Annotated in this window: 12 protein-coding genes, 1 tRNA gene and 1 pseudogene; 2 read left to right on the forward strand and 12 right to left on the reverse strand. The window is 35.3% G+C overall.

Going from position 1 to position 16,050, the window contains the following annotated elements:
• Both H3S73_RS13045 and H3S73_RS13050 read right to left on the reverse strand, forming a co-directional pair.
• Positions 1 to 322: pseudogene (locus H3S73_RS13045) on the reverse strand (hypothetical protein); the annotation flags it as partial.
• A 1,822-nt stretch (positions 323 to 2,144) separates the two neighbouring features.
• Positions 2,145 to 2,216: transfer RNA gene (locus tag H3S73_RS13050), tRNA-Arg, on the reverse strand.
• 127 nt (positions 2,217 to 2,343) lie between these two features.
• On the opposite strand from H3S73_RS13050, the gene H3S73_RS13055 reads away from it, so the two are divergent.
• The gene (locus H3S73_RS13055) at positions 2,344 to 3,102 is read left to right on the forward strand and encodes an MlaA family lipoprotein (protein WP_198229098.1); all 759 of its coding nucleotides are present in this window, start codon (positions 2,344 to 2,346) and stop codon (positions 3,100 to 3,102) included.
• 67 nt (positions 3,103 to 3,169) lie between these two features.
• On the opposite strand, the gene H3S73_RS13060 is transcribed toward H3S73_RS13055, so the two are convergent.
• Positions 3,170 to 4,018: a TIGR03915 family putative DNA repair protein gene (locus H3S73_RS13060; protein WP_198229097.1), complete on the reverse strand. Its 849-nt coding sequence runs from the start codon at positions 4,016 to 4,018 to the stop codon at positions 3,170 to 3,172.
• Between the two features lie 3 nt (positions 4,019 to 4,021).
• Positions 4,022 to 5,287, reverse strand: a complete 1,266-nt coding sequence (locus H3S73_RS13065) for a putative DNA modification/repair radical SAM protein (RefSeq protein WP_198236915.1) — start codon at positions 5,285 to 5,287, stop codon at positions 4,022 to 4,024.
• Between the two features lie 293 nt (positions 5,288 to 5,580).
• On the opposite strand from H3S73_RS13065, the gene fabB reads away from it, so the two are divergent.
• Positions 5,581 to 6,792 carry a beta-ketoacyl-ACP synthase I gene (gene fabB / locus H3S73_RS13070; protein ID WP_110454832.1) on the forward strand — a complete coding sequence of 404 codons (1,212 nt, stop codon included), beginning with the start codon at positions 5,581 to 5,583 and terminating at the stop codon, positions 6,790 to 6,792.
• Between the two features lie 107 nt (positions 6,793 to 6,899).
• On the opposite strand, the gene H3S73_RS13075 is transcribed toward fabB, so the two are convergent.
• From H3S73_RS13075 to fdrA, 8 genes are all read right to left on the reverse strand, one after another.
• Positions 6,900 to 7,622 carry an amino acid ABC transporter ATP-binding protein gene (locus H3S73_RS13075; protein ID WP_198236914.1) on the reverse strand — a complete coding sequence of 241 codons (723 nt, stop codon included), beginning with the start codon at positions 7,620 to 7,622 and terminating at the stop codon, positions 6,900 to 6,902.
• A complete protein-coding gene (locus H3S73_RS13080; protein ID WP_065738932.1) occupies positions 7,609 to 8,370 on the reverse strand; it encodes an amino acid ABC transporter permease in 762 nt (253 codons plus the stop codon). Before H3S73_RS13080 ends, H3S73_RS13075 begins: the two co-directional genes overlap by 14 nt.
• Positions 8,371 to 8,396: 26 nt before the next feature.
• Positions 8,397 to 9,173, reverse strand: a complete 777-nt coding sequence (locus H3S73_RS13085; RefSeq protein ID WP_198236913.1) for a basic amino acid ABC transporter substrate-binding protein — start codon at positions 9,171 to 9,173, stop codon at positions 8,397 to 8,399.
• Positions 9,174 to 9,730: 557 nt separating this feature from the next.
• Positions 9,731 to 10,963: an alanine--glyoxylate aminotransferase family protein gene (locus tag H3S73_RS13090; RefSeq protein ID WP_198236912.1), complete on the reverse strand. Its 1,233-nt coding sequence runs from the start codon at positions 10,961 to 10,963 to the stop codon at positions 9,731 to 9,733.
• 64 nt (positions 10,964 to 11,027) lie between these two features.
• Positions 11,028 to 11,951: an HTH-type transcriptional activator AllS gene (gene allS, locus H3S73_RS13095; protein WP_198236911.1), complete on the reverse strand. Its 924-nt coding sequence runs from the start codon at positions 11,949 to 11,951 to the stop codon at positions 11,028 to 11,030.
• Positions 11,952 to 11,954: 3 nt separating this feature from the next.
• Positions 11,955 to 12,911, reverse strand: coding sequence for a DUF2877 domain-containing protein (locus H3S73_RS13100; RefSeq protein ID WP_198236910.1), 957 nt, complete (start codon positions 12,909 to 12,911; stop codon positions 11,955 to 11,957).
• Positions 12,912 to 12,914: 3 nt separating this feature from the next.
• Positions 12,915 to 14,171 carry a DUF1116 domain-containing protein gene (locus H3S73_RS13105; protein WP_198236909.1) on the reverse strand — a complete coding sequence of 419 codons (1,257 nt, stop codon included), beginning with the start codon at positions 14,169 to 14,171 and terminating at the stop codon, positions 12,915 to 12,917.
• Between the two features lie 13 nt (positions 14,172 to 14,184).
• Positions 14,185 to 15,852, reverse strand: a complete 1,668-nt coding sequence (fdrA, locus tag H3S73_RS13110; protein ID WP_198236908.1) for an acyl-CoA synthetase FdrA — start codon at positions 15,850 to 15,852, stop codon at positions 14,185 to 14,187.
• Between the last annotated feature and the right edge of the window lie 198 nt (positions 15,853 to 16,050).

The raw sequence follows: 16,050 nt of genomic DNA on the forward strand, positions 1-16,050 counted from the left end.
AGGAATTAAGTGCATCAAGTCCTTTCGTTGCAATATCACTTAAATTGTTAGAATTTGCCGGGTTAAAACTCAAACGGGCATTTTGGTTAAGAAATGACTCAACAAGAAGATGTTTATTCGAGCAGGTAAAAGTAATCGTATAGTGCCAAGGCTGGTTAAGTTGCTCATTACCCTCAACCTGTAAGATTGAAACCTCAGCAGGCAAACCATCAATATTTAACGTATAGCGATTGTGACCCGCGCCATTAACCAAACCATTCTTTAAACCACGACTTAAACCATTGCCTAATTGATTCACCAGATTGGTTAGTCCTTTATCCATGTTATCCTCTTTTTAATACTTCATGATTACTGAAAATATTTTGTTATTGTTATAACTAATTTTTTGCATTGTTTTTTGATTGTTAGGATAATTTACAATTATCACACAAACCTTTTGATAAGTTCAGATCAAAAACAATCTAAAAAAGAGGTATAAAATACCTTTTTTTACGCAATTTGCAATATTTTTTTAAAGTTTTTATAAATTTAATTTTAATAGATAACTTACTGATATCACTAATAAATCATCAGAATATAAATAACAATTTTTCACCTAAACACTATCAAAAAAGGGAGGGTAACAAAATCTGAATTTTGGAAATTTATTTTGACTGTTTTACAAATAAATTTACATTAAGTATTTATAGCTAACATAAGATTTCTTTAAGAAATTTATAATTTTGTTGTACGAAAACTAATTTATTTATCAAATATTAGCTTTAATTTTCGATTAATTTACATTTAATGCTAAATATTTAACTAAATAATCTTATAACTGCCCTATAAATTACATGAACATTAGGTATTAATGGATTAGCTATCAATTTCAATATTTTGAAATTTTTTTAACGATTTCTTATCAGATCAAATTTGACAAAATATCTTTAAAAATTTTATTATTTAACCACTTTCTCCTTATATGCGTCATCCCTTGCATATGATCCTCTGGTGTTTATCATCAGAGGAATTTTTCTTTCTAATCACCTCATTTAATAAAGTTTCTTATTATTACTTAACAACTTATTACTATACAATAATTTTTATTCTATTATTTGATTTTTTTAACAAATTCCTAAATATTATTAATTAAATTATATGTAATTTTGATGATAGGATTACAAAACCTAGTGATAAAACTAAAATAATCTGCTCTAAAATATCATGTAATTAGATTAAAAATTAACCTTATGATAGTTAATCAACAATTAACTGCATTCTTTAAGGGTAAAAAATCAACAAAAGTTAATGCAAATTAGTAATCGGCTTTGCAAAACTAAATTTAGCTTGTATTGATAATTGTTAATTGAGTATTACACAAATTTGCGTTTATCAATAATGATTGACCTGCTTTGTAATTTCTCATATTTGGCAGAAGTACTTTTACTTAACGATTATTTTTAATACGCGATATATCCTGTTTTAACTACTGCTATGACATTACCCATACAGCAAGAACGTATTATTCAATTTCTTTACAGAGATAAAAAAAACGATAAACGATTTTGCTTATAAATTCATATCCTCCTAACAGTAGAAAATATTAAAACAAAAACTTAAAATATTTATTTTGTAATATCTTTAGCACTATTTTTAAATAAGATTAAACAATTTGCTTATTCCCTTTGATAAACGATGGTGGCTAGCCATTAAATAATACCTATAAACATTATCTACTCTTTTTAACAACTTTTCTTAAACTATAGAATTATTGATTCTATTTATCACTATGATATTGCTTACTATTTTATAATTTTTTTCAAATTAAATAATCTTACAAAGTATTAAATTGGTATGTCATATAAATAGCGTTTTTCTAAGAGAGATGAAAACACTTTTCATTAAATATACTGTTTGATGATTGACAGAAAATCAAAAAAGATGATTAAAATAGAGACAAGCAATGATAAATTATTTGGACTTCAATAGGATAATATATAAATAGAGGCTTTTTCAGTCTAGGCGTTTTTAGATTTTATGGCTTTTAGAGATTTTTGAGATTTTACAGTTCACATTTACGGTATTTTCTAAATGAGGTTAATAAAATACTGTCGTTTTCAATCAATTAATATCGTTTTCAATCGTGTAGCTTCTTTTCCTGGTTTTGACCCCAGCAGGAATCGAACCTGCAATTAGCCCTTAGGAGGGGCTCGTTATATCCATTTAACTATGAGGTCATAGTGGCAAGCATTTTAATAAATTTAAACAAACATTGCCATTTAATTCATGAAAAATTTTCTATTTTGAACAAACATGATACAATCATGCCTATTCAACACTTTATCATTTTTATTCGGTAACATTATGAAAAAAAGAATAATAGGTATGATGTTTTCGGTTTTAGCACTGACAAGTTGTGCAACCTATCAGCCTGAGACAAATAGCTACAGTGACCCATTATCTGGGTTCAATAAAACTATGTTTAATGTTAACTATTATGCGCTTGATCCTTACATTTTGCGACCTGCCGCAGTTGTTTGGAAAGATTATGTACCTACACCAATACGTAAAGGGGTTGTTAATGTTTCATCTAACCTTTCTGAACCCGCATCAATGGTTAATAGTGTGCTACAAGGTGAGGGGCATGAAGCAGGCAAACATTTAGCTCGATTCTTTTTAAATACCATTTTTGGTGTTGCTGGTTTATTTGATGTAGCCGGTATGGCTGACCCACAATTACAAAAAGGTTCTAAACAAAGTTTTGGTGATGTATTAGGCCATTATGATATGCCTTATGGTCCTTATGTAGTGTTACCTTTCTATGGTTCAGCTACCCTTCGCCAAGAAGGTGGTGATATTGTTGATACCTTGTATCCACCACTTGTCTGGTTAGATTGGGAATGGGCATTAGTTCGTGGCGTATTTGATGGTATTGAAGCACGTGCTGTAGCAATTGAGTATGAAGATTTACTCAAAAGTAGTGATGACCCTTATAACTTTATGCGTAATGCTTATTTCCAACGTAATGATTTTAATGCATCTGGTGGTAAAGTTGACGAGCAAAAACAACAGCAACGCCAAGAAAGCATTAATAGCATAATTAATGATATAGATTCTCAATAAGTTTAATTAGTTACATTCGTTAAGAAGCCGCCTTGATTGGCGGTTTTTTGTGTCTTGTAAAAGCTTTTTAAATGCCGTTGTAGTCTTTTACGGCAAGTTTCATTTCGGGTAGATAGCGCCAAAACCGACTTGGCATATGTTGCCGTTGCAATTTTGGATTAATACGTTCTTTGATGGTTATTGCATTGCAATACCTTAGCCACATGGTTTGAAACAGTACCTCGTCCTCGGTTAGATAATTTTGATTAACTTGACTGTTAATAATTAAATCATCTTTATCAATCAATGATACCTGTTCTATACTATTCAAATCATAGACATAACCATATTGGCGCTTTTCGTCATATATCGCCCATTTTTGATCAGCAAAGCGTTCTTTAAAAAAAGTTAGTACCAAAGGTAGCACGTTATAAATAGGACCTATCACAGAGAAGTAGATCTTTTCGCATTCTTCGTTTTCGTCATCATCTGATGCTTGTTTATAAGTTTTTTTTAGTGGATTTTTTATAGCATTAAAACGAATAAACTCTAATATACGATGACGTTCATTACTTACTTTTTTTGCAATTTCACGCACGGTTAATACATCGGGATCGGCAAAATCAGTTTCGATAGATTTTGTGGCTTTAAACACTTTGCAAATATATCGAAAGATGATTAAGTCGCTATCGGGTAATTCAGATAACCATACATACATTAATTGTCGTAAAGCAGTTTTACTCAATTTTTTGATTAATGCAACACGCACCCGTTCATACTTAAATTCACAAAATTCTACATGATGCCTATCTGTCACAAGTAGTGGTTCTACCTGTCCTGTAGCTAATAAACATTCTGGCATTTTTTTGAGTTTAAAAGCATCAAATACCGCGCATAGCACACCTTCAAAGCTTTTTTCGTAATAAAACGCTAACATGCGTTACCACCCCATTACGAGTTGTTGTGGTTGATAAATTGCTTTATCTTCTAACAATGGTGTATCTTGCAAAGATAGCTTGATATATTCGGCTGATGAGTCAAGTATTTTAAATTTTTTCATATCATGACAAATAATAAAAAATTGTGCGCGCTTTAATACCACACCGATCCGTTTGAGTGCTTCAAATGTTAACCGACGATGACGCCTTGCCATAACAATTAATTTGGCAGATTTTACACCGATACCGGGTACCCGTAATATTTTTTGATAACTATCACGATTAATATCAACTGGAAAAAACTGTGGATTACGGATCGCCCAAGAAAGTTTAGGATCAACCGTTAAATCAAGATCTGGATATCTATCATTAACAATTTCATCAACATTAAAGTCATAAAATCGTAATAACCAATCGGCTTGATACAGCCTATTTTCACGTACGCGCGGTACATCTTGCACTACTGGCAAACGTTTATCATAACCGTTTACAGGAACGAATCCTGAATAATAGACTCGTTTCATGCTCGGTCGCTTATAGAGTTTGGCTGTTAGTTGTAATATCTGTTTGTCCGATTCATCGGTTGCACCAATAATCATTTGTGTGCTCTGCCCTGCTGGTACAAATTTTGGTGTAGATTTAAATTTTTTACGATCTTCAATGTTCTCAAGTAGATTTTGATGAATTTGGCGCATAGGTTGGTAGATACTTTTATGATCTTTATCTGGCGCAAGTAATTTAAGATTTTCTTCGGTTGGAATTTCTAAATTAACACTCATTCTATCAACCAATAATCCAGCTTGATTAATCAGTTCATCACTGGCACCAGGGATCGCTTTCATATGAATATAGCCATTAAAATGATACTCAGTACGTAGAATTTTCACTACGCGGATCATGCGTTCCATAGTGTGATCAGGGCTGCGCACAATGCCCGAACTTATAAATAATCCTTCGATATAGTTACGGCGATAAAATTCAATGGTCAGATCAGCCAGTTCGCGCGGAGTAAAACCCGCTCGAGGAATATCGTTACTTTGTCGGTTAATACAATAAGCACAATCAAACATACAGTAATTAGTTAACATAATTTTAAGTAACGATACGCATCGCCCATCGGCAGTAAATGTGTGGCAAAGACCACTTTTGTTTGCATTACCAATGCCTTTATTTTTATTGCCACGGATTGATCCGCTTGATGAACACGAGACATCATACTTTGCCGATTCAGCTAATATCTCAAGCTTAGTAACCATTTTTTCATTCATTTTGCATCACCATAAACTGTATTTATATACAGTATATATTAACTGTATTAAGCTCTGCAAGTATGTTGCGATTTAATCATATTAACTTGGTAAACTTGAGTCATTAACTATCAATAATTTAATAATTTTTAATCAATGTAAAGCTAAATTTACCTAAATAATATATTAATAATCAATGTATTAATTAAAAAAGAAAGATAAAAAAATTACTCAGGTATTGTTGAGCTTACAAGTGTACGCTATAATCACACTAATTTTTGTTAGAAGCATATAATTTAGGAGCTGAATATTGTATGAAACGCGTTGTTATAACAGGGTTAGGAATTCTTTCAAGTATTGGAAATAATACCAAAGAAGTTTTGGAATCTTTAAAAATCGGCCGTAGTGGTATTACCTTTTCACAAGAAATGAAAGATAGCGGAATGCGTAGCCATGTTTGCGGAAATGTTAAATTAGACACGACAGGCCTTATTGATCGTAAAATAGTTCGCTTTATGAATGATGCTTCTATTTATGGTTATCTTGCTTTACAACAAGCTATTGAAGACGCTAAATTAACTCCAGAACAAGTCTCTAATCCACGTACTGGTTTAATTGCAGGTTATGGCGGTTCAACTAAAACTCAATATAACGTCGTTGCAGGTATGAAAGAAAAAGGATTACGTGGTGTTGGTCCTTATGCTGTGACAAAATCAATGTCATCGGCAATTTCAGCTTGTTTAGCTACACCATTTAAAATTAAAGGTGTGAGCTATTCTATGACCTCAGCTTGTGCAACGTCTGTGCACTGTATTGGTCACGCAGCTGAACTTATTCAACTAGGTAAACAGGATATTGTTTTTGCCGGTGGTGGTGAAGAGCTTTGTTGGGAGATGTCTTGCGAATTTGACGCAATGGGTGCGCTATCAACTAAATATAACGACTGCCCAGAAAAAGCATCACGAGCTTATGATGCTAATCGTGATGGATTTGTTATTGCTGGTGGGGCGGGTATGGTTGTCGTTGAAGAGTTAGAGCATGCATTAGCCCGTGGCGCTCATATCTACGGTGAGTTAGTCGGTTATGGTGCTACATCAGATGGTTATGATATGGTTGCACCATCTGGCGAAGGGGCAATGCGTTGTATGCAACTTGCTATTCAAGATTTAGATGTGCCAGTTGATTATATCAATACTCATGGTACATCAACCCCTGTTGGTGATGTAAAAGAGTTATGGGCGATCAAACAAGTGTTTGGTGACAATATTCCAGCAATCTCATCAACTAAGTCAATGACTGGTCACTCATTAAGTGCAACAGGCGCACAAGAACTTATCTATTCATTATTAATGCTTGAGCATGGCTTTATTACACCAAGTATTAATATTGATGAATTAGACGAAGCAGCAGTTGGCATGAATATTATTACTGAACCAACCGAACGTGAATTGACAACAGTTATGTCAAATAGCTTTGGCTTTGGTGGTACTAATGCTTCAATTGTAATGAAAAAATATAAAGCTTAATTGCTCAAATTTTATCAATAAAAAAACCCCAGTAATTGGTTGTCCAACTATTGGGGGTCACTTCATAAGAACGGTTTTTTTGTGCAAATCATTGACTACATAAACACCTAGAGTACTTTACTTAAAAATAACTGGGTACGTTCGTTTTGTGGATTTTTGAAGATCTGCTCAGGTGATCCTTGTTCTTGAATAATTCCCTGATCAATAAAAATGACTCGGCTGGACATCTCTCTAGCAAAACCCATTTCGTGAGTGACAACCACCATCGTCATACCCTCTTGTGCCAATGATTTCATAACGGCTAGTACTTCACCAACCAATTCAGGATCAAGCGCTGAAGTTGGTTCATCAAATAACATCACTTTAGGATCCATCATCAAAGCTCTGGCAATGGCAACACGCTGTTGTTGACCACCTGAAAGTTGACTTGGGTAAGCATCAATCTTATCAATTAGTCCGACTTTTATAAGTAAACTTTCTGCTTTGGTAATAGCATCGGTTTTGGCCATTTTTTTGACATCACGAGGTGCTAAAATCAAATTTTCTAACACAGTCATATGTGGAAACAGATTAAAACGTTGAAACACTATTCCCACTGATTCGCGCAAGCGATTGATATTGATTTTAGGGTCATGAACTTTAAAGCCATTAACTTCAATTTCACCTGAGGTGATATCTTCTAACCCATTTATGCAACGCAAAAAGGTACTTTTACCCGATCCTGACGGACCAATAATTGAAATAACCTCTTTTTCTTGGATATCGCACGTTATACCTCTTAATACATGAATATCACCAAATTGCTTTTGTAGATTATTAATGTGAATCACTTTTACCTAACCTTTTTTCCATATATTTAACCAGTAATGACAGCAAAAATGTCATAGACCAGTAAATTAAAGAGATAACTAAATAAGGTTCGGTATAGACAGCATTGGCTGCACCAGCCGTTCTTGCCGCATACGCTAAATCGATCAATCCGATAGCGGAACCTAATGAAGAATCTTTTAAAATTGCAATTGCATTATTACCTAAAGGTGGAAGCATGCGTCGAAAAGCTTGTGGTAAAATTACCTTACGCATGGTGCTACCATAACTCATGCCCAGTGATCGTGCTGCTTCCATTTGTCCTTTATCAATAGATTGAATGCCCGCTCTAAAGATTTCAGAAATGTAAGCTCCAGCATTTAAAGTTATTGCTAAAACACAAGAGATAAATGCGCCATATTGCACTCGTAAAAAACGCGCGGTTTCAGGTGAGATCAAATAATCAGAGACTAAAATACCCTCTCGAGGATGTAACAGAAATGGCATGATAACAAAGTACATAACCATAATTTGTACAAATAACGGTGTACCCCGAAATGCACTTACATAAATTTTAACTGGCCATTTTACTACTAATAATAAAACATATTTATAAATGCCGTGCTTCACTTCAGCAACTCGACCAAGACCTAACATTAATCCCCAAAGGGTACCAAACACCACACAAACTATCGTACAGGTGATGGTCATTATTGCCCCATCAATAAACAGAGGCAAATAATCACTAATTACTTCCCAATTAAACTGCATAAATAAAATGATCCTGTAATTGTCGATTAATTAATGGGTAGAGTTGGTACATTTTCATCAAACCATTTAGCATAAATGGTTGCATAAGTACCATTGGCAATAATTTTTTTAAGTCCTTCGTTAATACTATTAAGTAATTTATCATTACCTTTAGCAACAGCTATACCAAAATATTGAGGCTCGAAGTTTTGATCAGCAATTAGATTGAAATCTTTTCCGGGATGCATTTTAATATAGAACTTAACCACCCCAACATCACTAACCGCAGCATCAATCCCTTCTTCATAAAGATCTTGTAATAAAAGAGGCGTATTATCAAAACGCTTTATCGCTTTGCTATTCATTCCTAAAACTTTTGAAACAACCACATCTGCTGTACTACCATTTACAACGCCTACTGTTTTGGTTTTTAAATCTTCCAATGAAGTAATACTGGAGTGTGCTTGCGTTACAACAACTTGTTCAGCAGGAAAGTAAGGTAACGAGAAATCTACCGATTTTTTGCGTTTATCGGTAATAGTAATACCTGAAATAATGATGTCTCGTTCACCATTGTTCAAACTGGCAAAAATACTGTCCCAAGGTGTATTAATCAATTTGATATTAAAATTTTCCATATCAGCAATTGCTTGGATGATATCAATATCAAACCCCTCTAATTGGCGTTGAGTATTTTCATATTCAAACGGACGATATGTGCCCCCCGCACCGACGACATAAGTTATATCTTTATCAGCATAACTAAAATGACTAGTGAGTAATAAAAAAGCGGATAAAATTAACGAAAAACAAGACTTAATCATGGTTATTCCTATCTTTAAATAAATGTGAAAACCATAATAGCTTTTGAGACAAATAATGCAAATTAATATTCAGATTTTATTATACTATTTACTTTTTGAAGTGCATTAAATGATTAAAAAGTAATACGTAATCTTAGCGTGAGATCTTTTTTAAACTCAACAATAAAAAATCAGGACTTTACTTAGCACTTTGTAAAGTTACTATCTCGGAGTTTTATTGCTTCATTGTTTGGATAAAAAAGGTTAATATCGAGGATACAATAAGTAATATCACTATAAACATAAACGCATTATTATAGCTTCATTATAACTTCCTCCAGATTGGTCAGCTATAAAGCCAATAAATTTCCGTAAGTATAATATTATCCCTAATAAGCTGACACCAAGGGTGCTAAGCTTTTCAGTGTTCCAAAACACTATGCTTTGCCATGTAATTTTGCGATCAATAACGTTTTATGTTACGCAATGTGTTACACCATGGTTACATCCATCGCTTAGGTTGCAATGGATGTAAGGTTAACTCAAATAGATGAGCGTTTATTATCAATAGTACAATTTTACTTTTGATAAATATCCCAAGCAGCTTGTAATCCAGCGCCTTGAACGGTTTTAAAACCAACACGATTTAATACCGCTTCAAAGGCGGTTAATGTTTGTAAAACACACGGTTTTCTAGCGTTATAACCCATGGTGCCAATACGCCAAACATTACCTTTAAGAGGACCAAAAGACGCACCTATTTCAATACCAAAATCATTAAGCATTAAGTTACGCACTTCTTGATCGTTAATATGTTCTGGACGTATCACCCCAACTACATTATTCATTTTATGGTTAATATCGCCAAACAATTCAAGTCCCATTGCTTGTAAACCAGCCACCATAGCCGCACCATTTATGCGATGACGTTCTATAACATTATCCAAACCTTCTTGTAATACAATGCGAGCACACTCTCTAGCAGCATAAAGCATAGAAGTAGCTTCAGTATGATGGTTAATTCGTTCTGATCCCCAATAACGAATGATCATATCAATATCGAAATAGTTGGAATAAATCATTTCATCACTGCCACTACTATCGCCTTCAGCGCGAATACCAAGTTCAACACATTTGCGTGCTTGGATGATTTCAACCATTTTTGGACTTAACGTTAAAGGAGCCACACCCGGAGGTCCACTCAAACATTTTTGCAAACTAACAGATACCCCATCAAGTTGCCATTTATCAACTTCTAAAACGTTACCAACAATTGAAGCGGTTGCATCTACGTAAGACAGCACACCATGTCTACGACAAATTTCACCAATTTTATCTAATGGTTGAAGTAATGTAGTTGATGTATCACCTTGCACACAAAGTAGCAAACGTGGCTTAATTTTTTTAATGGCATCTTCAATTACATTAGGATCGAATATTTCACCCCATGGTACTTCGATAGTATGCACATCAGCTCGGCAGCGGTGAGCGATTTCACAAAGTAATAAACCAAATCGACCAAATATTGGCACTAACACTTTATCACCAGGACGAATAGTTGACACAAGAACGGCTTCAATCCCTGCTCTAGCTGTACCATCAATAACAAAAGTTTGTTCATTTTTGGTTTTAAAAATGTCACGATAAAGCGCCATCGTTTGGTTCATATAATCAGTCATAACAGGATCGAATTGACCAATTAAAGGCGCAGCCATTGCTCGCGTTACACGTGGATCAGCATTAATTGGACCCGGTCCCATCAATAATCGAGCTGGCGGATTAATTTGATCATATTTATCTAAATCTAACATGTGATTTTCCTTTAGTTATTTCTTGTTTATTTGTTAACAATCACGTTTAGTTGTGATGAATTATTTATCTTTTTATATCAATATTTTTTAAAAAACTATTGGCTAATGGATGGTGAAATTTAAATAAATTAACAATTTCACTCATCACTTTTCCCATATGTGACTTTTTCCAAGCTAAGGATAGAGGCGATGGTTTACGTTCATTAATTACTTGGCATTCAATTAAATCACCCGAATCCAAATACTTTTGACAAACCGAACGCGGTAAAAAACCTATCCCCAGCCCTTTTAAATGACACGATAATTTGGTTGTGATGTTAGGCACAATAATTTCGGATTGGCTTGGCAGTAACCATGCTACGCGTTTATTCATATGAACTGATGTATCTTCTATATTGATTGCGGGATATTTGCGTAACGTTTCGTTTGATAACGGCCCTTCTAAATGAGTGATAGGATGATTTTTTGCGGCGACAAAAACCCAATTAATTTCACCTAATGGGAAAATATTAATCATATTATCTAATGACTCCGTTCCCGTTGCGCCAATAGCAAGATGATATTCACCATGCAATAACGAATCCCAAACGCCCATATATACCTGCCGATTAAATGTAAAATTAGTAAATGGAAATTTTTCTTGCAAATAACTTAACAGATCAGTGACAGCATCAACATCATAGAGCAAATTATTGATGGTCAGATTGATTTTGCGTTCAACACCATCGCGGATTTGATGCAGTTCTTCTGGCATGGTGGTTAACCATAGTAGCCATTGGCTACAATGTTCATAAAGATGTTGACCGGCAAGTGTTAACGATACAGTACGTGTTGTGCGTTCAAACAATTGAGTATTAAGATCGGTTTCCAATGATTTGATGCGATAGCTAATGGCAGCGGGTGTTTTAAATAACAGTTTGGCTGCTTTGGAAAAACTTTTACACTCAGCAACTTTTGTGAAAGTTCGCATAGTTTCTGTATCTAACATTATTCAGTCCTTTATAACAAAACGATCAATACCCAACCAAATCCCCAATAAAAGATCGGCGCCCGATGTATGTCCATAATTTAAAAGATTATGAATAGCACAATGGTCATACTTATGCTGATTAAGCCGTTCAATGACATCCAAAACAGATAATGAGAATTGACCTTGTAACGCATATTTTAAAAACGTAGCACTAATTGTTGTTGTCAACGTCTCTAAGGGTAAAGCCAGCATTGCTGTTTTTAATTGTTGTATTTTGGGCTTAAAACGATGATCACTGACCAGTACCGCAATCATCCCAACTATAATATCATCAAAGCTAGGCGTTAAGCCGGGACCTAAACCAATAAATTGAGTAATATCCGCATGTTGCCCCAACATTAACCGATTCAACCTTTCACACAAAATCACCAGTTCTGGCGCGGGATTATCGACAATATTTTCTCTAAGAAAACCAAATAAACCCGTTGGGTAATCTAGCTGCATGAATCGTTGCCTAATCCCCGTTTTATCTAATTGGGTGTGTAATCTACGCTTTACCGTCATATGGCAAATATGTGTGTTATAACTTAACCGAATATCACCCAGTATTAAATCACCATTAATCTGTTGTGTTATGGTTAAATGACCATTAGCTAGCCTAGATTTTATTACATCAAAATCATTAGTCTTAAGAACCCAGCCCATAGGCGATAAGCCACTGCCATAACGATGTAAAGTCAGCAATTGTTGCTCTTGATTAATTAAATTAATGGTATGTTGATGCAAACTAAATAGCGATAAGTTGCTTTTTACGGTTGGTGCATGAGCACTAATAATTAAAGGTTTAATTTGCAGTAAGCCATTTTGGGGTAATGACAAGCAATACTGCCGATCCGCATCGGCAGTGAATGATGTTGCTGTAAGTGAAGTACTTATCGCTTTTTTTAGTAATTCATTTTCTGCATAACTACATTTCATAAATTAAACTTTAAGTTTTTTAGCTAATGCCTCAAGTGCTTTTTCAAAACAGGCTAATGGAGCACGTACCGTTCCTGCACCAATTTGACCCACACCTGCCTGTTTGTGGGCAATACCCGTATTAATCAAGGGAGTGATGCCCGTTTCAACAACACGGCGAACATCAAGACCCAAACAACATCCTTGGAAGTTCCAAGATGGAATTTGTAACAGCATGTTATGGTCAAGATAGATTTCACTCATCTCTTCAAATACTTCATATGCAACATCCGCGCCACCAGCACCAACGAAGCGAGTTACCCCTGGCGCTGCTACCATGGCAGCACCACCGATCCCAAAGGTTTCAGTAATCGCACTATCACCAATATCTGGATTGGCTTCGTTTTGTGAATAACCCGTGAAAAATAGTCCTTGCGGAGTATTAACAGGGGCTGTAAACCATTCATCACCTAAGCCACTCACTTTAATACCAAAGTCTTTACCATTACGTGTCATAACAGTAACAATAGTACCTTCTTGAATTTTTGCTGCACTGTCCATAACCGATTTACAATACGCCATCGCTAGGTTTAGAAAGAATTGATCAGTGACACTTAAAAAGTCAAAAATTTTCGCCATTTCTGTTTTATTGCGATCAAGTAGAGCTAATTTGGGTGACAAGGTTCTAAGCAATAACGCCGAGGCTGCAATATTACGTTGGTGAAACTCATCCCCCATAGTAATGGCTTGCGCTATTAACGCAGTAAGATCAATGCCATTTTCAAATAGTTTAAGGGCATCATTTAATGCTGGTCCTAAGGACTCTTTCATCCAATGGTGACGATTAAGCACTTCCTCACCATAGGCACCAAAGCGCATGACTTTACCAATACCTTCGTTTAAATTGCAGTATGCTCGATTACCATGAGTGATGTTTTCAACAACCAACATTGGCATATTTGCCGAAGTTATTCCTCCCATTGGTCCAACTGCATTAACGCTGTGACATGGAATGAATTCAACCTTACCATTTGCCAGTAAATCTAAAGCGTGTTTTTCATCGCTCGCCCAATTTTCAAACAAACATGCACCAATGCAAGCTCCCTGCATTGGACCAGTCATATCTTGCCAAGTAATGGGAGGGCCTGCATGTAATAATTTATAACCTTGTGCTAAAGTCGGTACAGCTTCTTTCGCAGCAACTACCCCAATCCAATGTGGTCTAGCGGCTCTAATTCGCTCAATAATGGCTTGGTTTGCTTCATTAATTGCTCTATTCATACGTCAAAACCTCTTAATTTAATTTTTTTAAAATAGCCGCTAATTTTTGATTTCCGCCAGCTATTGGTGCCCATTGATAATGCACAACAGGCACATTGAATGATTGAAGATCTTCCGCAAAACTGCGCAGTCCAGCATTGATTACACTTATATGATTAAGCAATGGATATGTTTTAAGTGAACCCGTTGATTTTGTTGGCGTAATTAATTTTTTAGCTAATAATACCACTTCTGGCAAGTTGTCCATTACCACAATGTTATTTTCAGTTAAGGCATCAATTTGTTGGCTACGGCATTGTGGATCTTGCTGTGAGCCGGTTACTGTTGCAATAGCGATTAATGGATTATCGCTTGAACGCTGTGCGCAGGCGGCTTTATAACCGGCAATCATTGATTCAGCAGGATTAGGATTAGCACCATAACCAATCACCAAATCAAGTAATACTACGCCAACTGTCTTTTGTTCCCCTAACTTACTAATTTCTTGTTCACGAATCGAGGGGTCGATCATTGGATGAGGACGCCCAACAGTATAAAAATCATCACCAAGATCAATAATTTTATGACCATTTTCGTCAAGCATTATGCCTTTATCATGATTTTCATTGATTGATAAATGCAACTCCTGTGCAAGTAACATCGCGGCTTCTGACGCCAAAGTTCCACCGGTATAAAGTCCTGAAATCGTTTGCTTGGTTACTTTTGGTAATGCGTGTGCTGCCACTTCTACTTTGGCTAGCAAACAAGCTAAACGTGCTGCTTGATCTAATGTTTTAGCAAAATAGATATTCTCATCTTGTACTTTGTCGATAGTTGATCCTAAAAACAGCGCCACGATAGGCTTATTAATCAGCTTCATGGCAGTAATAACTTTTTCTCGCACACTTTCAGCAGGTGGTTTTGAAATAAAAGTAATGACTTGACTTTGCTCATCTGCGGCAAGCATCTTTAAGGCTGTCAGAGCACTTATTCCCCCTACCTCTTGTGATAAATCGCGCCCACCCAAACCAATAGCTTGCGTAATACCTTGGTTTAATAAAGCAATTTGTGAGATGATTTCTTGAATACCTGTACCCGATGCACCAATTACACCAATATTCCCCTTAGGAATTACATTTGCAAAAGCTAGCGGTGCACCAGCAATAATAGCCGTACCACAATCAGGCCCCATCACAATCAAATCTTTACTCGAAGCCTTAGTTTTTAGGCGAATTTCATCATTCACAGGCACATTATCGGAAAATATCATGACATTTTTATTATCATCTATGGCTTGTTCGGCAAGTTCTGCTGCGTATTCACCAGCAATCGATATCAGAACTAAATTAGCATCAGGTAATTTTTGGGTCGCGCTAGCATAACGCCTTGCTTTAAGTAATTTACTGCCACCTTGTTGTTGCTGGGCGATATTTTTTAAAGCATCTTCAAGCTGTGTACTGATTAAATCCACAACATTAATTGAATCGTTATGCGTTTTAATAGCAACGCAAATATCATTGGGTGTTGCATCATTAAACTTATCACTCCAAAAACCCGTTGCTGTAAGCAAGGATTTATTGGCTGGAGTCCCCATCATGACAGAAACCTCATCAACTTCATCAAGATTACTCAGTTTTTTTGAAATTAACATTAAACTGACTGAATCTTGAAAGCTCCCTTTTTTTATGAAAGATTGAATCATGAGAATTGCCTCTCAATTATTTAGTAATTATTTATTTTTAAATATGCAATAAATCTAAAATGATAGATATCGATTACAAATGGTATTTACTATACGCCGATAGATCGTTATACCTTTATCTATCAAATTTAAAATCACACGCTATTTATATATTACGAAAAAAACGGCGAATAAATAGGTTAGATGTCACAATTCAAT

Origin of the sequence: Gilliamella sp. B14384G12 (assembly GCF_016101825.1) — a bacterium.
GTDB classification, from domain to species: domain Bacteria; phylum Pseudomonadota; class Gammaproteobacteria; order Enterobacterales; family Orbaceae; genus Gilliamella; species Gilliamella apicola_N.